This is a genomic window from Pseudomonas sp. XK-1 (assembly GCF_038069885.1).
Lineage (GTDB): Bacteria > Pseudomonadota > Gammaproteobacteria > Pseudomonadales > Pseudomonadaceae > Aquipseudomonas.
Genome location: NZ_JBBPES010000002.1, coordinates 380,571 through 400,874 on the forward strand (window position 1 = coordinate 380,571; position 20,304 = coordinate 400,874).

The following is a 20,304-nucleotide window of genomic DNA, read 5'->3' on the forward strand; positions in this document are numbered from 1 at the left end:
CAGCTGTCCTCGGTAGGGTACTGGGCGAACGAGCGACTCAGGGTTGCATAATGTTCCGCCTCGTCCATCGCCCCAGGTCATTAGCGTAATCCGCTTTACCCGACCACACTCAGCGAACAAGCATGCCGAAGGGCAATGAATATGATGCACTCTTGGCGGATTCGAGCTGTTCTCGCGAGCCTGACCCTGGCCATGGGCCTGGCGTGGCTGACCCAGGGCACCGGGGTGGTGCATAACGACCCCGCGCGCAACCTCCATATCCCCGAACAGCTGACCATGCCTTTGCAGGTTCAGGTGGCGTACAACCCACAGCACATCTTCTTCCGCTACCGCTGGCCGGCCGAACGGGCTCATGTCTACCACGACATGCTGCGTTTTGCCGACGGTGAGTGGGTTCGCCATGGAGCCTCGGGCGTGGGCCCCGATCCCGACGGAACCTACGAGGATCGCGTGACCATGCTGGTGGACGACGGCAGCGTGCCCGAATTCGGCCGCTACGGCGGCTATATCACGGCCGGTGCCAATGCCCGCTTCTTCAGCGATGAGGCCAAACCGGCCGAGGTCGCCGCCAACCCGCATCTGGGCCAGACCCTGGGTGAATCGGAAGTACGCAAGTACCTGCCGGCCAGCCGCCATGAGAGCGCCGACTGGCGCAGCGTGGTGGATGCCGCCGCCCTGCAGGATCAGCGCAAGGCGGGTTACTTCCTCGATCTCTGGCACTGGCGCGCCGGACGCTCCAATGCCCTCGGCCTGTCTGATGACCAGCTAGTCGCCGAGCACCGCCTCTCCGATGGCGGCCGCGGTCCCTACACCAGCAACTGGGATGGCGAAGCCAAGCAGCCGCTATGGATGTTCGCCCGCGAAATCCGTCCCAGCCATGCCCTGCGCTGGGAAGAGGTGCAGGCCGAGCGGATCGACTTCGATGGCATCTACTACCTGGCCGAATCCTTCGCCGTGCCCTTCGACCCCAAGCATGACTGGCAGAACGGCGACGTTATACCGCGCAACCTGCTGCGCGAAGGCAGTGGCTCGCGCGGCGATATCCGCGTACATGGCCAGGCGCGCTGGATCGAGGGTTACTGGGACGTGACCCTGGTGCGCGAGCGCGATACCGGCCAGCCGCTGGAAGACAAGATGTTCCTCGACCAGGGTCGTTACGATATCGGCTTTGCCGTGCACCGCAGTGCCAGCGGCAGCCGCTGGCATTATGTCTCGCTCCCCCACAGCCTGGGCCTGGGCCGCACGGCCGATCTCCAGGCCACGGCCTTCACCGGCGAGCAACCGCCCTGGTCGCAAAGCTGGTTCGAAACCACCCTGTTCTACCCCGGCCAGGTGAACTGGCCGTTGCTGAACAGCCGCGCCCATGCCGGCAGCCTCGATATAGCCGAAGGCAAACCGGTGCGCCCCCGCCATAGCGAAGAACAACTCGCCCACTATGGCGTGGAAATGGAATTCAATGATGCCATCATCCGCCAGTGGCGGCTGACCCTGCTTGCCGGCCTGTGGCTGCTGTTAGGTACGTTGATCGGGCTGTGGCCTGCCTTCTCGACCCGCAACCCAGGAGAACGCCCATGACCGGCATGCACCATATGCTCGTGCATTTCCCCATTGCCTTCTGGGCCCTGGCCACCCTGCTGGTTGTACTGGCGGTTCTGGGCCGCGGCCGAGCCGCGCAAATCGCCCAGGTCAGCCTGCTCCCCCTGCTGCTGCTGAGCCTGCTCGGGGCCCTGGTAGCCATCGTCAGCGGTTTTCTGGTCTGGCCCTGGCAGGCCAACCTATACAGCCCGATGGTGCGCAACCATATCCTCATGGCGTTCTGGGCACTGGCAGTCTGGAGCATGCTGACCGTGCTGCTGTGGCGCGCGGGCAAGACCGCCTTCAATGGCAAGCAAGGCTGGACGCTGGTCTTTCTCGCCCTGCTCGGCGGCGGACTGTTCGCCATCACCGGCACCCTGGGCGGCCACCTGGCCGGCGCGCCCACTGCGCTCTCGCAACTGCTCGCGGCACTGGGCTGGAAGCTCTACAACACCTTCTACCTGCCCACCTGGGTGCTGCTGATCCTGGCACTGCTGGGCCTGGGCTGCGCGCTTGCGGGGGTGATGGGCCGTCGACGCAGCAGCTGATCGGCGGCCCAGGCCGGCATCAGACATCGGGCGACGCGGGAACAGTCTGCTGCACTTGGCGAACAGGGCGCAGCAACTGCCCAAGATCAGCAGGAACTCGCCGACACTCACCTGAGCGTCCTCGACGTCGCGCTGATGGTGCCAGCGGTGCATCTGCGCCACCGCCAGCACGGCCAGGGCGATGATCGGCAGGCCCGCCGGCCGGGCCGCAATGTCGCGGCAGAGCCGACTCGGCAACAGGATGGCGCTGCCGCCAAAGATCGGCGGGTCACTGCCCCCGCGGATCAGCAGGGACAATGGAGTCTGCCTTCTCATCCCGACAGGCCAACGGGCGTCCGCCCACTTGACCGGGTCTTGCAGGCTACTCGGACCCTGGCGCTGTTACCGCCCCCTCTAACCGAGCGGATTCAGCCTCGGCACCCATGCCCCGGGGCTGCAGTTTGCGGCGACGCATCAATCTGTAGGCCGCCGGCAACACGAACAGCGACAGCAACGGCGCGCTGAGCATACCGCCGACCATGGGCGCGGCGATGCGGCTCATCACCTCGCTGCCGGTACCGCCGCCGAGCAGGATCGGCAGCAGGCCGGCGATGATCACCGCCACGGTCATGGCCTTGGGCCGTACCCGCTGCACCGCGCCTTCACGGATCGCCGCGACCAGCGCCTGTTCGCTGCGCTCGCCAGCGTCTTCGCGTTCGGCCCAGGCGTTCTTCAGGTAGAGCAGCATGATCACGCCGAACTCCGCCGCCACCCCGGCCAGGGCGATAAACCCGACCCCGGTGGCCACCGACAGGTGATAGCCGAGCAGGTAGAGGAACCAGACCCCGCCGGTCAGGGCGAATGGCAGCGTGGCCATGATCAACAGCGCTTCACTGAAGCGGCCGAAGCACAGGTAGAGCAGCACAAAGATGATCAGCAGCGTGGCCGGCACCACCAGCTTGAGCCGCGCATTGGCCCGTTCGAGAAACTCGAACTGCCCCGAGTAGCTCAGGCTGATGCCGGGCTGCAACTGCACCTGGGCATTGATCGACCTGCGCAGATCGGCCACCACCGAGGCCAGGTCGCGGCCGCGCACATCCACGTAGACCCAACCGGAGGGCCGCGCATTCTCGCTTTTGAGCATCGGCGGGCCGTCGCTGACCTTGATTGTCGCCACCGTGCCCAGGGTGATCTGGCTGCCCTGGGGGGTGTAGATCGGCAACTGTTCGAGCCCGCCCAGCGAGTCGCGCCATTCGCGCGGGTAACGCACGCTGATGGGGAAACGCGCCAGCCCTTCGATGGTCTCGCCGACGTTCTCACCGCCGATGGCGCTGGAGACGATCGCCTGTACATCGGCGATATTCAGGCCGTAACGCGCCGCCGCCACCCGGTCGATATCGACATCGATATAGCGCCCGCCGGTCAGCCGCTCGGCCAGCGCCGAACTCACCCCGGGCACCTCTTTGGCAACCTTCTCGATCGCCTGGGTGGTCGCATCGATCTGTGCCAGGTCGGCACCGGCGACCTTGACCCCGATCGGGCTCTTGATCCCGGTGGCGAGCATGTCGATACGGTTGCGGATCGGCGGAATCCAGATATTGGTCAGCCCTGGCACCTGCACCACCCGGTCCAGCTCCTCCACCAGCTTGTCCGCGGTCATGCCGGCGCGCCACTGCTCGCGCGGCTTGAACTGGATGGTGGTCTCGAACATCTCCAGCGGTGCCGGGTCGGTGGCGGTTTCGGCGCGGCCGGCCTTGCCAAACACATGGGCGACTTCTGGCACGCTCTTGATCATCCGGTCGGTCTGCTGCAGCAACTGCGCGGCCTTCTGCGCCGACAAGCCCGGCAGAGCCGAAGGCATATAGAGCAGATCGCCCTCGTCCAGCGGCGGCAGGAACTCGCCGCCCAGCTGCGACAGCGGCCACAGGGTGCTGAAAAACACCAGCGCCGCCACCGCCAAGGTGGTCTTGGGCCAAGCCAGTACCGCATCCAGCGCCGGTTGGTAGACGCGGATCAACCCGCGGTTCAATGGGTTGCGCGCCTCATCGGGAATCCGCCCGCGAATCCAGTAGCCCATCAGCACCGGCACCAGGGTCACCGACAGCCCCGCGGCAGCGGCCATGGCATAGGTTTTGGTGAAGGCCAGCGGGCCGAACAGCCTACCTTCCTGAGCCTGCAGGGTGAACACCGGAATAAACGACAGGGTGATGATCAGCAAGCAGAAGAACAGCGCCGGGCCGACTTCCACCGCCGCGTCGGTGATCACCCGCCAATGGGTTTCGCCCTTGAGTTCTTCGCCGGGATGCTTCTGGTGCCAGGCCTCGATTTTCTTGTGCGCGTTCTCGATCATCACCACCGCCGCATCGACCATCGCACCGATGGCAATGGCGATGCCGCCGAGAGACATGATGTTGGCGTTGATGCCCTGCTGCTGCATCACGGCAAAGGCGATCAGCACCCCGACCGGCAGGGAGACGATGGCCACCAGCGAGGAACGCAGGTGCCAGAGGAAGGCCGCGCAGACCAGCGCGACCACGATGAATTCCTCCACCAGCTTCTCGCCCAGGTTGCGCACCGCGCGGTCGATCAACTGGCTGCGGTCGTAGGTGGTGACGATCTCCACCCCGTCCGGCAGGCTGCCTTGCAGCGTCTCGAGCTTGGCCTTGACCGCATCGATGGTGCTGCGCGCGTTCTTGCCGCTGCGCAGGATCACCACGCCACCAACCACCTCGCCCTCGCCATCGAGTTCGGCGATGCCGCGGCGCATCTCCGGCCCCAGCTGAATATGCGCGACCTCGCCCAGGGTTACCGGCACGCCGCCGGCATCCAGGCGCAGCGGGATGGCGCGAAAGTCGTTGAGGCTTTGCAGATAGCCCGAGGCGCGCACCATGAACTCGGTTTCCGCCAGCTCCAGCACCGCGCCACCGGTTTCCTGATTGGCCCGGCCGATGGCCGCCGTCACCTCGGCCTGGGTGATGCCCAGGCTGGCCAGCTTGATCGGGTCGAGTTGCACCTGGTATTGCTTGACCATGCCGCCGATGGTCGCCACCTCGGCGACGTTGGCCAGGGTCTTCAGCTCGAACTTGAGGAACCAGTCCTGCAGCGCGCGCAGCTGCGCCAGGTCATGCTTACCGGTGCGGTCGACCAGGGCGTACTGGTAGATCCAGCCGACCCCGGTGGCGTCGGGTCCCAGCGACGGTTTGGCGCTGGCCGGCAGGCGACTCTGGATCTGGCTGAGGTATTCCAGCACCCGCGAGCGCGCCCAGTAGAGGTCGGTGTCGTCCTCGAACAGGACATAGACAAAGCTGTCGCCGAAGAACGAGTAGCCGCGCACGGTCTTCGCCCCCGGCACCGAGAGCATGGTGGTGGTCAGCGGATAGGTCACCTGGTTCTCGACGATCTGCGGTGCCTGGCCCGGATAGGGGGTGCGGATAATCACCTGCACATCGGACAGGTCCGGCAGCGCATCGATCGGCGTGTTCTGCAGCGACCAGATGCCCCAGGCGGTGGCGAACAGGGTCGCCAGCAGCACCAGGAAACGGTTGGCCACCGACCAGCGAATCAGCGCGGCGATCATGGCTGCGCCTCCTGATGGCCATCGTGGCCGCCACTATTTTCCTGGGGCCTAGTTTCCTGGGGCGTGGGTGCCAGATGCTCGATGCGTTCGATCTGCATCCCCTCGTCGTCGGCGCGCACCCCGACCCGCACTCGGTCGCCGGGTTTGAAGCCTTCCAGCAACGCCGCATCGGCGACCGGGAACAGCATGCTCATGCCCGGCATGCCCAGGGTCTTGAACGGGCCATGGGTGAGCATCACGCCATCGTCTTCGATGGCATCGATCTGCCCTTCGGCTTCATGCAGGGCTGGCTGCAGTGTGACCTCCGCCGCCGGCGCACCCAGCTCCTGGGCCAGGATGCCGCGCAGGCTGGCCTCGGAATCGAGCAGGAACTGCCCGGAGGCGACCACCTGCTGGCCCTCCTCCAGCCCTTCGAGAATCTGCGTGTTGCCCGCCGCCTCCTGGCCCAGGCGGACTTCCACCGGGCGGTAGCGCCCTTCGCCTGCGGCAAGCATCACCAGGGCGCGACGACCGCTACGAATCACCGCCTCGCTGGGTACGAACAGCGCATCGCGTTCGGCCGGACGAACCAGGCGTACCTGGGCGGTCAGGCCCGGGCGCAGTCGACCATCGGGGTTGTCCAGCACGACCCGTACGCGCAGGGTGCGGCTGTCCAGGTTGGCCTGGGGCAGAATGGCCTCGATGCTGCCGTCGAGCACTTCACCGGGAAACGCCGGCAAGCGCGCCTCGACCACCTGACCTTTGCGCAGGCCCAGGGCTTCGGCCTCGGGCACCGCCACGTCCAGCCAGACGCTGCGTAGGCCGTTGATGGTGGCCAGGGTCTCGCCCGCCATCAGGTTCATGCCCTCGCGCACATTGAGTTGTTGCAGCACCCCGGCGATCGGACTGGTCACCGTCCACAGCGCTTGTACCTTGCCGCTGCGCTCGAACCGGGCGATCAGCGCCGCCGGCATCCCGGCCAGACGCAGGCGTTGCCGTGCCGCGGCCAGCAGGCCGGGATCGCCAGCATCACGCAGGGCCAGGTAGTCCTCCTGGGCACTGACCCAGGCGGGTACCAGCAGGTCGGCCAGGGGCGCGCCGGCTTCGAGCAGGTCCTCGGGCGCGCGGGCGTATACGCGCTCGACGAAACCGCCCGTACGCGCCTGCACCACGGCGATATCGCGGCTGTTGAAGGTCAGGTTGCCGGTCGCTTCCAGGCTATTGGCCAGCGCCCCGCGGGTCACCGGGGCCAGGCGCATGCCGAGGTTCTGGGTAACGCTCGCATCGATGCTGACGGCGGCGCTGTCGCCACCCTCGTCGGCATAGCGCGGCACCAGCTGCATGTCCATAAAGGGCGACTTGCCCGGCTGGTCGAACTTCTGCTGCGGCACCATGGGGTCGTACCAATACAGCACCTTGCGCTCGTCTGCCGTACTGGCCTGCGTTTGCGCGTGAGCGGCCTCAGGCCCGGGGCTCATCGACTGCTGGGCGAACCAGTAGCCCCCCGCAGCGCCTATACCCAGCACCAGCGTGGCCAACAGCATGTTTTTTACTCGTCGAGCACTCATTGGCTCACCTCTTCATAAGCGAAATGCAGGCGGGCGCTGCTCAGCGCGCGCGCTTGTTCGAAGTCGATGTGTTTCAGGCGCGCCTCGATCAGCTCGCGACGGGCGGCGATCACGCTGGCCAGTTCATTGGTGCCAGATCTGTAGCCGGCCAGGGTCAAGGCGACCTTTTCCTCGGCCAGCGGCAGCAAGAGTTCCTGGCTGCGGCGGAGCGCGCGCTCGAAACGCTGGTACTCGGCCAGGTCGTCGGCCAATTGCTGGGCATGTTCGCGCTCGGCCGCTGCGCGTTCAGCGTGCAGCTGGCTGAGCGAGGCCTGCTTGGCGGCGATTCTGGGGTTCTGCCGCGAGCCCGGAAACAGCGGCAGGTCGAAGCTCAATTGCAGCGAGACCATGTCGCCGAAAGCCCGGTCGCGCTTCTGGTAGGCCAGCTGCCAGCTCCAGTCGGATTGCTTGTCCGCCACGGCCTGGCGCACTTCGGCTTGCGCCGCCTCGGTCATGGGATCGAACAGAGTAAGTTCCGGATGGCGTTGCAGGTTGTGCCGATAGTGCTCGGCATCCACCGGCCAGTGCGGCAAGCGGCCGAACAGGGGCTCGGCGGCACGCGGACCAATCCAGCGACGCAGGGCCGCACGCTGTTGCGCGCGGCTTTGCAGCAGCTGGTCCTCGGCTTCGGCGAGCAGCGCCGCCTCCTGCTTGGGCGCGACGCTGTCAGCGGCCTGACCACGGCCACCGGCGATGCTGGCGCGCACGGCTTTAGCCAGCAGATCGTTTTCGCCGTAGAGGTCTTTGAACAGACTCAGCTTCTCCTCCACGGCGCGCGCCGCAATCCAGGCCAGCGCGGTTTGCCGGCGGACTCGCAGGCGCTCGACCCGCTCCTGGGCGGCGGCACTGAGCACCCCGGCCTCGGCGGCCTCGACCCGGGCGCGGCGTTTGGCGCGATTGGGCACCTCCTGCATGACCCCGACCATCTGCATGGTCATCGGCTCGCGGTCGAAACGACCACGGTTATCGCCCTCGATCGGCACATTCTGTAAGCCCAGCAACAGCTTGGGATCGGGCAGCGCGCCGGCGGGGATGGCCGAATTGCGCAGGGAGTCGACTTGCGCGGCTTGCGCGGCCAGTGAGGGGGCCTCGCGTTCGGCCTGGCGCAAGGCTTCGTCGAGGGTCAGGGCCGCGACCGGCAGACTGAACAAGGCCGCGGCCAACACGCCGACCGCCAAGCGACCGGGGAAGGAAAACCAAGAGTACATACGGGTGATTCCTGTCGATATCGCGCGCTATGGGCGCGCAACGACCATCGAGCCGCCTGGGCTGCACGATGGGGTTCGAAACGGGACGGGAATCAGGCGCGGGGGGGACGCCAGGGGGCAAGCGTGGGGTGGGACAGGGGTTCGGTCTGGCGGTACAACGGGGCGTTGACGGCGGCCGACAGCAGCTTGAGTTTCAATCGATAGCCAGCGGCCAGGGGCAGGCCGGCGCTGGGGCATTTGCTCATATCCGCGCACAGCTGGCCGCTGGCCTGCATCGCCGCATCGTCGCAGCAATCGCTCGCCTGCGGCGTGTCCTGGCTCATCGGGCAGGGCTCGGCGACCAGCAGCACGCCCGCCAGACTCTGCAAGGGCAGAACCAGGGCCAGGAGCACGACCAGACACAAGCGAGGGAAGGCGTTCATGCCGGCAGTCTAGCCCCGTGCCGGGTCAGGAGCAATTGACCGGGGTCAAGGACCAGGTCGTGTCGAAACGGCTTCAGGGCAACAACTGCTCGCGGCTGCCGCCTGTGTATTCACCCCGCTCGCCCGGCAAACCCAGCACGGCATATGGCCCGGCGCATGCCCTGTTACAACTCCTCGCTTGTTCGGCGTGACCATCAGTCATAGCATGACCACCGGTCACAACTCTGCAATCGGGCCACCATGCGCTATCAGGATCAACTCTTCGAACAACGAGAACACGCCATTCTCGCTGCCGCGCGCCAGCTGTTCGGCGCACGGCCCTGGGACCGGGTGACCATCGCCGAGGTGGCGATCGCCGCTGCCATCGGCAAGGGCACGGTGTACAAGCACTTCCCCAGCAAGGAGGCGCTCTATGCACGCCTGACGCTGGATCGCTCCCGCGCCGACCTGGCCGAGCTGCGCGCCCTGCAAACCGCCAGCGCGCCGCAGCAGGCCATGCGCCAGGTGCTCCTGCGCGCCTTCGAGCAGATGCTGAGCAACCCGATCCAGGCCCAGCTGTGCCAGCACTGCGACCGCCCGGAGTTCCAGGAGCGCCTGGATCCAGCCTCGCGCCAGCAGTTCCTCGAGCTGGAGCGCGACTATCAACGCTTCTTCGCCGAGATACTCAATCAAACCCTGGGCAGCCACGTTCTCGATCAGGCCGACTGCCAGAACCTGCTGTGGGGCGTGGAGGCCTGCGTCAACGGGGTGATGGCGCGTATCGCCTCCGGTGGTTTCGCCCACTGGGCCGAACCCATCGCTCTGGATGAATACTTCGCCCGCGTCACCGATTTCATTATTGCCGGCCTGCGTACCCAGGCCGCCGATCTGCTCGCCCCACCACGCCGCCACGAGTAAGCGCCCATGTTCAGTCAGTTGTCCAAACGCCCCTGGTTGATCGCCGTCGCCATCAGTCTGCTGTTGCTGCTGTGGTTGCTCAGCGGCTCGCTGTTCAAGGCCCAGCAGGTCGCCAGCGCCGATCAACCGGCTGTCGAGCAGGGCCTGGCGAAAGTCGAAGTGCAGTGGCTGGAAGCGCAACCGATGCAGCGCCAGCATGTGGTGCAGGGGCAGATCGAGGCCTGGCGGCGGGTCGAGTTGCGTTCGCAGATCAGCGCCAGCGTGGCGCGCCTGGATCAGGACAAGGGCAGCCCGGTCAAGGCCGGTCAATTGCTGCTGAGCCTGTCCACGGACAACCGCCCGGCCCAGGTGGCCAGGGGTGAAGCCGATGTGCGGCAGCGCCAGGCTGATGCCACAGGTGCCGCACGCCTGCGCGAACGCAACCTGGTCTCGGCCAACGAACTGATCCGCCTGCAGAGCGAGCTGGCCAAGGCCCGCGCCGAACTGGACATGGCCCGTATCCAGCTGGACAACACCCGAATCACTGCCCCCTTCGCCGGCATCTACGACCAGCGCCTGGTCGAGCTCGGCGACTTCGTCCAGCCCGGGCAGAGCCTGCTGACCCTGGTGGATATCAGCCAGCTCAAGGTCAGCGCGCAGATCGCCCAGCAGGAGGTGATCCAGCTCAAGCTGCGCCAGACGGTACGCATCGAGCTGCTCGACGGCCGCGAGATGGACGGTGAGCTGCATTTTATCGCCGCCGCCGCAGACCCCGGCTCGCGCAGCTTCCGTATCGAGGTCAAGGTCGACAATCCGCAGGCCCTGCGCCTGGCCGGGGCCAGCGCCACCTTGCATATCGCCACAGGCGAAACCCTGGCCCATCGTGTGTCGCCTGCCCTGCTGAGCCTGGATCAGGCCGGCCGCCACGGGGTCAAGTGGGTCAATGCGCAGCAACAGGTCGAGTTCACCCCGGTCACGCTGATCAGCGTCGACAATCAGGGGGCCTGGGTCAGCGGCCTGCCGCCGAAGGTGGCGCTGATCACCCTCGGCCAGGGCTTTGTCGAGCCGGGCCAGCAGGTGATCAGCCAGCTCGCCAAAGGGGAAAGCTGAAATGCACGGCCTGATCGCCGCGGCGCTGGATCGCAGCCGCACCAGCCTGCTTCTGCTGCTGTTTCTTGTGGTCGGCGGCCTGGGGGCCTATCTGGTCATCCCCAAGGAAGCCAACCCGGATGTGGCCATCCCGATCATCTACGTTTCGGTGGCCCTGGAAGGCATCAGCCCGGAGGACGCCGAGCGCCTGCTGGTGCGCCCGCTGGAGCAGGAGTTGCGCAGCCTCGAAGGGGTCAAGGAAATGCGCGCCATGGCCAGCGAAGGCCATGCCTCGGTGACCCTGGAGTTTGACGCCGGCTTCGATGCCAAACTGGCCCTGATCGATGTGCGCGAGAAGGTCGACACCGCCCGCAGCAAACTGCCCGAGGAAGCCGAAGAACCCACGGTCAACGAGGTCAACGTGGCGCTGTTCCCGGTGCTGTCGATCGGCCTGTCCGGCCCCATCGACGAACAGCAACTGGTGTATGTGGCGCGGCGACTGAAGGACAACATCGAAGGCATCGCCGAGGTGCTCTCGGTGGAGATCGGCGGCGACCGCGAGGATCTGCTGGAAATCGTCGTCGACCCGCAGGTACTGGACAGCTACGGCATCGACTACAACGAGCTGTTCAATCTGGTCAGCCGCAACAACCGCCTGGTCGCCGCCGGCAGCCTGGACACCGGTGCCGGGCGCATGAGCCTGAAAGTGCCCGGGGTAATCGAAAACCTCGAAGACGTGCTGAGCATGCCGATCAAGGTGGTCGGCGACAGCGTGGTGACCTTTGGCGACGTCGCCACCATCCACCGCACCTTCAAGGACCCCACCGGCTACGCGCGGATCAACGGCCAGCCGGCCATCGTCCTGGAAGTGGCCAAGCGCAGCGGGGCGAACATCATCGCCACCATCGAGCAGGTCAAGGCGCTGATGGCGCAGGCCCAGCCGTTGCTGCCCGAAGGCCTGCAGGTCAGCTACATCATGGACCAGTCGCAGGAGGTCAAGGGCATGCTTGGCGACCTGCTCAACAACGTGATGACCGCCATCGTGCTGGTGCTGATTCTGGTGGTGGCGAGCATGGGCATGCGCTCGGCGCTGCTGGTCGGCCTGACCATTCCCGGAGCCTTTCTGACCGGCATTCTGCTGATCTGGATGCTCGGCTTCACCCTCAATATCGTCGTGCTGTTCAGCCTGATTCTGGTCGCCGGCATGCTGGTGGACGGGGCCATCGTGGTTTCCGAGCTGGCCGACCGCTACCTGCACCAGGGGCAGAACCCGCGCCAGGCCTGGGCCAATGCCGCCACGCGGATGGCCTGGCCGGTAATTGCCTCCACCGCCACCACCCTGGTGGTGTTTCTGCCGCTGCTGTTCTGGCCCGGCGTGGTCGGCCAGTTCATGAAATACCTGCCGGCCACGGTAATCCTCTGCCTGCTCGCCTCCCTGGCCATGGCCCTGGTGTTTCTACCGGTGCTCGGCGCGGTAACCGGCGGCCAGCCTGCAGCCAAGCCCGAGCATGCCAGCCGCAGTGCCCTGGCCTACCGCCGCCTGCTCGGCCGCCTGCTCAAGCACCCGGGCCTGACCCTGCTCGCCATGCTGGCGCTGATCGCCCTGATCTACACCGCCTACGGCCGCTTCAACCATGGCGTGGAGTTCTTCCCCGAGGTCGAACCGGAAAATGCGCAGATCTGGCTGCGCGCCCGCGGCGACCTGTCGGTGCTGGAAAAGGACAGCCTGCTGCAACAGGTGGAAAAGCGCCTGCTCGGCATGAGCGAGGTCAAGGCCCTGTATGCCCGTTCCCTGGCTCAGCCAGACGGTCAACTGGGGGCGGATGTGATCGGCACCCTGCAATTCCAGTTCGTCGAATGGCATGAACGACGTCCGGCCAGCCGCATTCTCGCCGATATGAGCGAGCGCACGGCGGACATTCCCGGCATCGTGCTGGAGTTCCGCGAACAGAAACAGGGCCCCAGCGGCGGCAAACCGGTCAAGTTGCAGATCAGCGCCCTGGACCCGGCCAAGGCCGATCAGTGGGTCGAGCAGGTGCGTGCAAATATGCAACGCCTGGGCGGTTTCAAGGACATCGAGGACGACCGCGCCTTACCCGGCATCGAATGGCGGATCAAGGTCGACCGCGAGGCCGCCGCGCGTTTCGGTGCGGACGTGTTGAGCGTGGGCAACGCGGTGCAGATGATCACCAACGGCCTGAAGCTGGCCACCTACCGGCCGGAAGACGCCACCGACGAGGTGGACATCCGCGTGCGCCTGCCGGGCAACTGGCGCTCCCTCGACCAGCTCGGCCGCCTGACCCTGAACACTCCAGCCGGGCAGATCCCCCTGAGCAACTTCGTCTCGCTGCAGCAGGCCCCCAAGGTCGGCACCCTGCGCCGGGTCGACGGTACCCGCACCATCACCCTGCAGGCCGACATGGCCGAGGGCGCACGCCTGGACGAACGCCTGCAGGCCCTGCGCGAGGCCATGGGCGAGGTACCCGGCGATGTGCGGGTGACTTTCGCCGGCGAGGACGCCGACCAGCGCGAGGCGGCCACCTTCCTGATGACCGCCTTCGGCGTGGCGATCTTCCTGATGTTTATCATCCTGGTGACTCAGTTCAACAGCATCTATCAGGCCCTGCTGGTGCTATCGGCCATCGTTTTGTCCACCGCCGGGGTGCTGGTGGGCCTGCTGGTCAATGGCCAGTCGTTCGGCATCGTCATGGTCGGCATGGGCCTGATCGCCCTGGCCGGCATCGTGGTGAACAACAACATCATCCTGATCGACACCTACAACCAGCTGCGCCGCCAGGGTCTGGAACCCCACGCAGCGGCCCTGGAAACCGGCAGCCTGCGCCTGCGCCCGGTGCTGCTCACCGCGGTGACCACCATTCTCGGCCTGATGCCCATGGTGCTCAGTGTCAACGTCGACCTGCTGACCCCGAGCCTGGGTTTTGGCGCGCCGTCGACCCAGTGGTGGACCCAGCTGTCCAGCGCCATCGCCGGCGGCCTGAGCTTCGCCACCGTGCTGACCCTGCTGCTGACCCCCTGCCTGCTGGTGCTCGGCTCGCGTTTCGAACGTCGCGCGCCGCCGCTGGAAACCTTCGACGACGACCTGCTTGACCTGCCGGAGCATCTGCTGGCCAATGCCACCGGCAAGGTCGAACTGCAACGCACGCCATAAGCTGTTCGCCCAGGTCAACGATGGCCTGGGCAACGGCTCCCCAACGAAAGCGTGAACTACCAATTGCGACTGGGTAGTCGGCACCACAGCCCGTACACTCGGCGCACCATTGTCGAGGGCCCACCATGCGCACGCTTTATCAGTTCCCGATTTCCCACTACTGCGAAAAAACCCGCTGGCACCTGGATCACAAGGGCCTCGATTTTCAGGTGGACAACCTCTTCCCCGGCCTGCATCGGCTGAAAAGCAAGCGTTTGGCCAATATCGTCACCCTGCCGATCCTCAAGGACGGCGACAAGACGATCGGCGATTCCACCGAAATTGCCCTGTACCTGGAACAACGCTACCCCGAGCGCCCGCTGCTGCCTGCCGATGCCGCGCAACGGGCCGAGGTACTGGAGCTGGAAGCGCATTTCGACCACATGGGTGTGCATGTACGCCGCTGGCTATACGGCCAGATCAAGCAGTGGGATTCGGTCATGCACGCCATGCTCAAGGTCTACCGCCCACTGCTGGGCCTGCGCGACCTGATGAAGCCAGTGCTGATCAACGGGGTACAACGGCTGTATGGCGTTACGCCTCCGCGGGTGGCGAAATCCCAGGCCGAATTGCTCGAAGGCCTGGCGCTGATCGAGTCGCGCATCCACGGCGATCCATCACGCTATCTGGTCGGTGAGCAACTGACCCTGGCCGACATCAGCGCCGCTGCCCTATTCGCACCGCTGTTCACCCCCGCGGGAACACCATGGGAAGGCATTGCCGGGCACGATGCCAAGACCCAGGCCTTCCTCGATGAGCTGCACGCCCACCCGGCCGGCCAATGGGTCATGCGCCGCTATGCCGAAGACCGTCAGCGTCGCAGCTGAGCGGTTTGACTAAAGGATTCACCCGATGAACATCAGCGATATCCCATTCGGCGTTACCGACTGGAGCCAGATTGAGCGCAGCGAACATGCCGGAGAGACCGGCATGGCCTACTGGCGCACCCAGGTATTTGGCAGCATCCGCGTGCGGATGGTCGAGTACAGCGCCGGCTACCTGGCCGATCACTGGTGCCAGAAGGGCCACATCCTGCTGTGCCTGGAAGGCGAACTGCATACCGAACTGGAGGATGGCCGGCGCTTTGTAATGACGGCGGGCATGAGCTATCAGGTTGCCGATCAGGCCGAAACGCACCGCTCATCCACTGTCAACGGGGCGCGGCTGTTTATCGTCGACTGAGTTTTCGAACAGGCGGTTCAGTTGCGCTCGGAGCTCAGCAGCATCAGCAACGACACCGGCTGCTCGCTTTCCGGGTGCAGGGGCTCCTGCAACCACTGCAAACGCCAGCCGGTTTCAGTAAACAGGGCCAGCCAGGACTCCAGGGTACGGAAGAACCAGGGCATGGGTTCGGCAAAGCCCTCGCCGAAACCGGCAAAACTCTCCACCCGCCAGCCGTCGCGGTAGCTGGCGTCGTTGCAGGCCCGCCAGGGGTGCAGGGTCTGGACCAGCAGATGGCCGCCCGCAGCCAGCAGGCCGTGCAGGGCACTCAGGGTCGGAGCCAGGGGGTCTTCGAGCAGGGCGAAGTTGCACACCAGCAGGTCGAAGCAGCCCAGTTGCGCCGCCTGACTTTCCAGCTCGGCATAGCCGCAGACGCGGTACTGCGCACGCGGGCAGCCGGCCTGGCGGGCGACGGCGATCAGCGGCGCACTGGCATCCACGCCGACCGCCTCGATACCATGTTCGGCCAGGCCGCGGCACAGCCAGCCCTCACCGCAGCCGAGGTCGAGCACCCGGGTTGGGGCCAGGGCCAGAATGGCCTGGACAATCGCCGCATCGGTTACCAGATGGCGGCTTTCGATGCGCCGTTCACGCACCGCCGCGGTCCAGGCATCGGCATTGGCCTGCCAGCTGAGGCTGAGTTGCTCACGATGATCGCGCTGCATGGATCCACCTCGGGTATGGGCCCCAGGCCCTGCAAATAAATCCGAGCCTGACAAATACTCCCCGCCAGAGCACCCGCCCAACCGCTAGACTGACTGACAGTGGTGTTAAGCGAGAGTCCGGCGCTTATGCCCAACAGCGTAATCCGGCACCCTACACCTATGGATGAGTACAAGGGCAAGATGATTATGGGTACATCCTGGCAACCTCAGATCACCCAACTGCCCAGCACGCCACCCAAGGCTGGCAAGCGCCGCAGCAAAGTGAAAGTCGCCTTCGGGCTGTCACTGCTGTTGCTGCTGATCATCGCGGCCCTGCTGCTCGCCTATGAAATGCACAGTTCACGCCTGCAGGCACAAGAGCTTAGCCGCTATGCGCAATCCCTGAGTTACCGGGTCAGGCCCGGCCCCAGCCCGGCGATCAGCTACCCCAAGGAAGGCCCCTTCGATAAGCGCCTGGGCTACACCTATATCCCGCTGATGCTCGAACGCCTCGAACAGCGCGGTTTCAGCGTGCAGCAGCAGGCACAGTTCTCGCCGGCGCTTCTCGACTATGCCCGGCGCGGCTTCTTTATCCCATACCCGGAAAAGATCCAGGCCGGCCTGCGCATCAGCGATTGCCGCGGCACACCCTTCTACGAATTCCGCTACCCCCAGCAGCGCTACCCGAGCTTCAGCGCCATCCCGCCACTGGTCGCCGGCAGCCTGCTGTTTATCGAAAACCGTCATCTGCTCGACCCCGAGCGGCCCCAGGCCAACCCGGCCGTGGACTGGCCGCGCTTTATCATGGCGGCAGCCTCCCAGGTCGGCAAAATGCTCGACATGCAGGATCAATCCGCAGGCGGCAGTACCCTGGCCACCCAACTGGAGAAATACCGTCACTCGCCCGATGGCCTGACCCTCTCGGCCACGGAAAAACTCCGGCAGATGGTTTCCGCCAGCATACGTGCCTATCAGAGCGGCCCGCAGACCCTGGCCGCGCGAGAAAACATCGTCCGCGACTACCTCAACAGCGTACCGCTGTCGGCGGCACCGGGGCATGGCGAGGTGCATGGCCTGGCCGATGGCCTGCGCATCTGGTTCGGCGCGGACTTCGCCCGGGTCAACCACCTGCTCGACCCAACCCGCTCGCCGGAAGCCAGCGTGGCAGAGCGCGGCCTGGCCCTGCGTCAGGTGCTGGCGCTGATGATTGCCCAGCGCCGACCTTCCTATTACCTGGCCCAGGGCCGCCATGACCTGGCCGAACTGACCGACAGCCATATCCGCCTGCTGGCCAACGGTGGCCTGATCGATCAGCCGTTGCGCGATGCAGCCCTGAACCAGCCCCTCGGTTATCGCGACTGGGTGCTGGAACCCAACCTGCAGACCGTGGACGGCAACAAGGGCATCAGCGTCTCGCGCTCACGCCTCTCAGCCATGCTCAATATGCCGCTGTACGACCTCGACCGCCTCGACCTGAGCGTCACCAGCACCCTCCACGACGAACTGCAGCAGGCCGCCAGCCAGTATCTGCAGCAGCTGGCCGACCCGGAGTTTGCCGGGCAGATCGGCCTGTTCGGCGAGCGTCTGCTGTCGCCGGAAAAAACCGCCGAAGTACGCTACAGCTTCAACCTGTTCGAACGCACGGCCACCGGCAGCCAGGTGCGGGTACAGACCGACAGCACCGACCAGCCCTTCGACATCAATGAAGGCAGCAAACTGGAGCTGGGCTCCACCGCCAAACTCAGGGTGCTAGCCACCTACCTGGAAATCACCGCCGAACTGCACCAGCGCTATGCCGCACACAGCGCCAGCGAACTGCGTACAGTCAACGGCCAGGACAACCTCACCCGCTGGGCCGTCGACTACCTGCTGCGCAATCCCGGGGCCAGCCTGCCGGCGATGCTCGAAGCGGCCCTGGAGCGCACGTATTCGGCCAGCCCCGCGGAACGCTTCTTCACCGGCGGCGGCATCCATACCTTTGCCAACTTCCGCCGCGAGGACGACCACCGCATTGCCACCATGCGCGAAGCCCTGCGCGAGTCCCTCAACCTGCCGTTTATTCGCCTGATGCGCGACCTGGTGCGCTACAGCACCTACCAGGGCCCGGAAAACAGTGCCGAGCTACTCAAGGATGACAAGGATCCCCGGCGCCAGGCCTATCTGCGGGACTTCGCCGACCGTGAAGGCAAGACCTTCCTGCTGCGCTTCTGGCGCAAGTATCAGGGGCAACCCGAGCAACTGCGCCTGGAAACCTTCCTCAACGGCCTGCGACACACCCCGGCGCGCCTGGCCGCCGTGCATCGCTACCTGTCACCCCAGGCCGACCAAATCACCTTTGCCGCATTCCTGCGCACCTACCTGCCCCAGGCCGCGCTCAGCGACGCGCGCATTGGCGAACTGTACCGGGCCTATGGCCCCGGGGCTTACGACCTGCCGGATCAGAGCTATATCGCTCGGGTCCACCCGCTGGAGTTGTGGCTGCTCGGCTACCTGATCGAGAACCCCCAGGCCACCTTCAGCGACGCGGTGCAGGCCAGCCAGGACGAACGCCAGGAAGTCTACGGCTGGCTGTTCCGCAGCCGCCACAAGAGCGCCCGCGACAGCCGCATCCGCATCATGCTGGAGGTCGAAGCCTTCCTCGATATTCATCGGCGCTGGCAAAACCTGGGCTATCCCTTCGCCCATCTGGTGCCTTCCCTCGCCACCGCCATCGGTAGCTCCGGCGACCGCCCGGCGGCCCTGGCCGAGCTGATGGGGATCATCCAGAACGACGGCATTCGCCAGCCCAGCGCGCGTATCGACAGCCTGCACTTTGCCGCCGACACGCCCTACGACACCCTGGTCGGGCGCAATCGGGTGGCTGGCACCCGGGTCATGGCCTCCGAGGTGGCCGCCGCCTTGCGCAACGCCCTCGCCGAAGTGGTCGAAAACGGTACCGCACGTCGCCTGCAGGGCAGCTTCAAACTGGCCGATGGGCAGATGCTGAAGGTCGGCGGCAAAACCGGCACCGGCGACAACCGTATCGAAACCGTCGGGGCCGGTGGCCGGGTACTCAGCTCCCGAGCCATGAACCGCACGGCAACCTTTGTCTTCTACCTGGGGCCGCGCCATTACGGCACCCTCACCGCCTTCGTCCCCGGGCGCGCGGCGGAAAACTTCCGTTTCACCTCGGCGCTGCCGGTACAGGTCCTCAAGGGCATGGCCCCGATTCTTATGCCCTATCTGGAGCCTGGCCAGAACAGCCGCTGCCTGGAGCCCCTGCCAGCGGTACAGGCAAGCTGGAAGTAAAAAGCGGCGGCGACAATAAAAAGGCTATGTCGTCGTTAGCTGTTGTCGAGACAACCGAACCTTGTAGGTGCGCGCTTGCCCGCGAATCGAAGCCAATAGAAAAACATCGCTGCCAAGGGCTCGGCGTGCCCGCCACTCCTAGGGTCTACGCAGCCCCCTTCAGCATTATTGGCAACACTGAAGTAGGACATAACCATAAAAAACGGGAGGCCAATGGCCTCCCGTTTAGCTGCATCGCCTGCGGCTTATTTCGCCTTGTAGATGATCCCTGGGCTGCACTGCACCATCTGGTAGTGGCTGGGCAAACCGTTCAGGGCTTCGGAAGCCCCGAGAAACAAATAACCACCCGGTTTCAACATCGCATGGATGCGCGTAAGGATGTCCTTCTTCACCTCGGCCGAGAAATAGATCAGCACGTTGCGGCAGAACACCACATCGAACTTGCCGAGACTGGCATAGCTGTCGAGCAGGTTGAGCGGGCGGAATTCTATGCGGCTGCGAATCGCCGGTTTGATCACCCAGCGGCCCGGGCCCTTGGGGTCGAAGTAGCGTTGCAGGCGTTCCTGGGACAGGCCACGGCCCATTGCCAGGCTGTCGTATTCGCCGGACTTGCAGTTGGCCAGCATGGTCGGCGACAGGTCGGTGGCGACAATCTGCACGCCGGCCTTGAGTTGACCGATATTGGTTTTCTCGAACTCATCGATGCTCATCGACAGCGAATAGGGCTCCTGCCCCGAGGAGCAGGCGGCGGACCAGATACGAATGCGCTGGCCAGGGCTGGCCTTGATCATCTCCGGCAGCACCCGGTTCTTCAGCACCTCGAAAGGATAGGTATCGCGAAACCACAGGGTTTCGTTGGTGGTCATGGCATCCACCACCTGCTCGCGCAGCCCGCTGCGCGGCTGGGTTTGCATGCGTTGCACCAGCTCCCCGAGAGTCTTGATGCTGTTCTGTTCCATCAGCTTGTTGAGCCGGCTGGAAACCAGATACTGCTTGTTGGTACCCAGCAGGATGCCACAGGCTTTTTCCAGAAAAATCCGGAACTGCTCGAAATCCAAATTACCTGTAGACACTCGCGAGGCC

At 65.3% G+C, this 20,304-nt stretch carries 14 protein-coding genes; 8 read left to right on the forward strand and 6 right to left on the reverse strand.

All coding sequences use genetic code 11. From position 1 onward, the window contains the following. The first annotated feature begins 141 nt into the window (after positions 1-141). Together WMW70_RS07430 and WMW70_RS07435 are read left to right on the forward strand one after the other, a co-directional pair. Positions 142-1,575 (forward strand): ethylbenzene dehydrogenase-related protein, encoded by a 1,434-nt coding sequence (locus tag WMW70_RS07430; RefSeq protein ID WP_341436874.1) that lies wholly within the window; start codon positions 142-144, stop codon positions 1,573-1,575. Continuing rightward, entirely contained in the window at positions 1,572-2,123 is a 552-nt protein-coding gene (locus WMW70_RS07435) for a DUF2231 domain-containing protein (protein WP_341436875.1), read from the forward strand. The genes WMW70_RS07430 and WMW70_RS07435 overlap by 4 nt, the downstream gene beginning before the upstream one ends. 361 nt (positions 2,124-2,484) lie before the next feature. Here the strand turns inward: WMW70_RS07435 and WMW70_RS07440 are convergent, their stop codons facing one another. The 4 genes from WMW70_RS07440 to WMW70_RS07455 form a co-directional block, all read right to left on the reverse strand. After that, on the reverse strand, positions 2,485-5,679 hold the full coding sequence (locus tag WMW70_RS07440; RefSeq protein ID WP_341436876.1) for an efflux RND transporter permease subunit: 3,195 nt from the start codon (positions 5,677-5,679) through the stop codon (positions 2,485-2,487). Continuing rightward, positions 5,676-7,226, reverse strand: a complete 1,551-nt coding sequence (locus WMW70_RS07445) for an efflux RND transporter periplasmic adaptor subunit (protein ID WP_341436877.1) — start codon at positions 7,224-7,226, stop codon at positions 5,676-5,678. The genes WMW70_RS07440 and WMW70_RS07445 overlap by 4 nt, the downstream gene beginning before the upstream one ends. Then, positions 7,223-8,473, reverse strand: a complete 1,251-nt coding sequence (locus WMW70_RS07450) for a TolC family protein (protein WP_341436878.1) — start codon at positions 8,471-8,473, stop codon at positions 7,223-7,225. The genes WMW70_RS07445 and WMW70_RS07450 overlap by 4 nt, the downstream gene beginning before the upstream one ends. A gap of 92 nt (positions 8,474-8,565) precedes the next feature. Then, the gene (locus tag WMW70_RS07455; protein WP_341436879.1) at positions 8,566-8,895 is read right to left on the reverse strand and encodes a hypothetical protein; all 330 of its coding nucleotides are present in this window, start codon (positions 8,893-8,895) and stop codon (positions 8,566-8,568) included. Positions 8,896-9,135: 240 nt separating this feature from the next. On the opposite strand from WMW70_RS07455, the gene WMW70_RS07460 reads away from it, so the two are divergent. The 5 genes from WMW70_RS07460 (at position 9,136) to WMW70_RS07480 (ending at position 15,250) form a co-directional block, all read left to right on the forward strand. Beyond that, positions 9,136-9,792, forward strand: a complete 657-nt coding sequence (locus tag WMW70_RS07460) for a TetR/AcrR family transcriptional regulator (protein ID WP_341436880.1) — start codon at positions 9,136-9,138, stop codon at positions 9,790-9,792. Positions 9,793-9,798: 6 nt separating this feature from the next. After that, a complete protein-coding gene (locus WMW70_RS07465) occupies positions 9,799-10,881 on the forward strand; it encodes an efflux RND transporter periplasmic adaptor subunit (protein ID WP_341436881.1) in 1,083 nt (360 codons plus the stop codon). A gap of 1 nt (position 10,882) precedes the next feature. Continuing rightward, positions 10,883-14,029: an efflux RND transporter permease subunit gene (locus WMW70_RS07470; RefSeq protein WP_341436882.1), complete on the forward strand. Its 3,147-nt coding sequence runs from the start codon at positions 10,883-10,885 to the stop codon at positions 14,027-14,029. Positions 14,030-14,154: 125 nt separating this feature from the next. Next, complete coding sequence (locus WMW70_RS07475; RefSeq protein WP_341436883.1) at positions 14,155-14,895, forward strand: glutathione S-transferase family protein; 741 nt, start codon at positions 14,155-14,157, stop codon at positions 14,893-14,895. Positions 14,896-14,920: 25 nt separating this feature from the next. Continuing rightward, positions 14,921-15,250 carry a DHCW motif cupin fold protein gene (locus WMW70_RS07480; protein WP_341436884.1) on the forward strand — a complete coding sequence of 110 codons (330 nt, stop codon included), beginning with the start codon at positions 14,921-14,923 and terminating at the stop codon, positions 15,248-15,250. Between the two features lie 17 nt (positions 15,251-15,267). Here the strand turns inward: WMW70_RS07480 and WMW70_RS07485 are convergent, their stop codons facing one another. Beyond that, positions 15,268-15,954 (reverse strand): class I SAM-dependent methyltransferase, encoded by a 687-nt coding sequence (locus tag WMW70_RS07485; RefSeq protein ID WP_341436885.1) that lies wholly within the window; start codon positions 15,952-15,954, stop codon positions 15,268-15,270. Between the two features lie 186 nt (positions 15,955-16,140). On the opposite strand from WMW70_RS07485, the gene WMW70_RS07490 reads away from it, so the two are divergent. After that, a complete protein-coding gene (locus tag WMW70_RS07490; RefSeq protein WP_445942119.1) occupies positions 16,141-19,221 on the forward strand; it encodes a transglycosylase domain-containing protein in 3,081 nt (1,026 codons plus the stop codon). Between the two features lie 245 nt (positions 19,222-19,466). Here WMW70_RS07490 and cheR read toward each other — a convergent pair whose 3' ends face one another. After that, positions 19,467-20,294, reverse strand: a complete 828-nt coding sequence (gene cheR / locus WMW70_RS07495) for a protein-glutamate O-methyltransferase CheR (protein WP_341437048.1) — start codon at positions 20,292-20,294, stop codon at positions 19,467-19,469. Between the last annotated feature and the right edge of the window lie 10 nt (positions 20,295-20,304).

Coding starts and splice junctions, on each gene's coding strand:
- WMW70_RS07430 (WP_341436874.1), top strand. CDS start 142: ATGATGCACTCTTGGCGGATTCGAGCTGTTCTCGCGAGCCTGACCCTG.
- WMW70_RS07435 (WP_341436875.1), top strand. CDS start 1,572: ATGACCGGCATGCACCATATGCTCGTGCATTTCCCCATTGCCTTCTGG.
- WMW70_RS07440 (WP_341436876.1), bottom strand. CDS start 5,679: ATGATCGCCGCGCTGATTCGCTGGTCGGTGGCCAACCGTTTCCTGGTG.
- WMW70_RS07445 (WP_341436877.1), bottom strand. CDS start 7,226: ATGAGTGCTCGACGAGTAAAAAACATGCTGTTGGCCACGCTGGTGCTG.
- WMW70_RS07450 (WP_341436878.1), bottom strand. CDS start 8,473: ATGTACTCTTGGTTTTCCTTCCCCGGTCGCTTGGCGGTCGGCGTGTTG.
- WMW70_RS07455 (WP_341436879.1), bottom strand. CDS start 8,895: ATGAACGCCTTCCCTCGCTTGTGTCTGGTCGTGCTCCTGGCCCTGGTT.
- WMW70_RS07460 (WP_341436880.1), top strand. CDS start 9,136: ATGCGCTATCAGGATCAACTCTTCGAACAACGAGAACACGCCATTCTC.
- WMW70_RS07465 (WP_341436881.1), top strand. CDS start 9,799: ATGTTCAGTCAGTTGTCCAAACGCCCCTGGTTGATCGCCGTCGCCATC.
- WMW70_RS07470 (WP_341436882.1), top strand. CDS start 10,883: ATGCACGGCCTGATCGCCGCGGCGCTGGATCGCAGCCGCACCAGCCTG.
- WMW70_RS07475 (WP_341436883.1), top strand. CDS start 14,155: ATGCGCACGCTTTATCAGTTCCCGATTTCCCACTACTGCGAAAAAACC.
- WMW70_RS07480 (WP_341436884.1), top strand. CDS start 14,921: ATGAACATCAGCGATATCCCATTCGGCGTTACCGACTGGAGCCAGATT.
- WMW70_RS07485 (WP_341436885.1), bottom strand. CDS start 15,954: ATGCAGCGCGATCATCGTGAGCAACTCAGCCTCAGCTGGCAGGCCAAT.
- WMW70_RS07490 (WP_445942119.1), top strand. CDS start 16,141: ATGGGTACATCCTGGCAACCTCAGATCACCCAACTGCCCAGCACGCCA.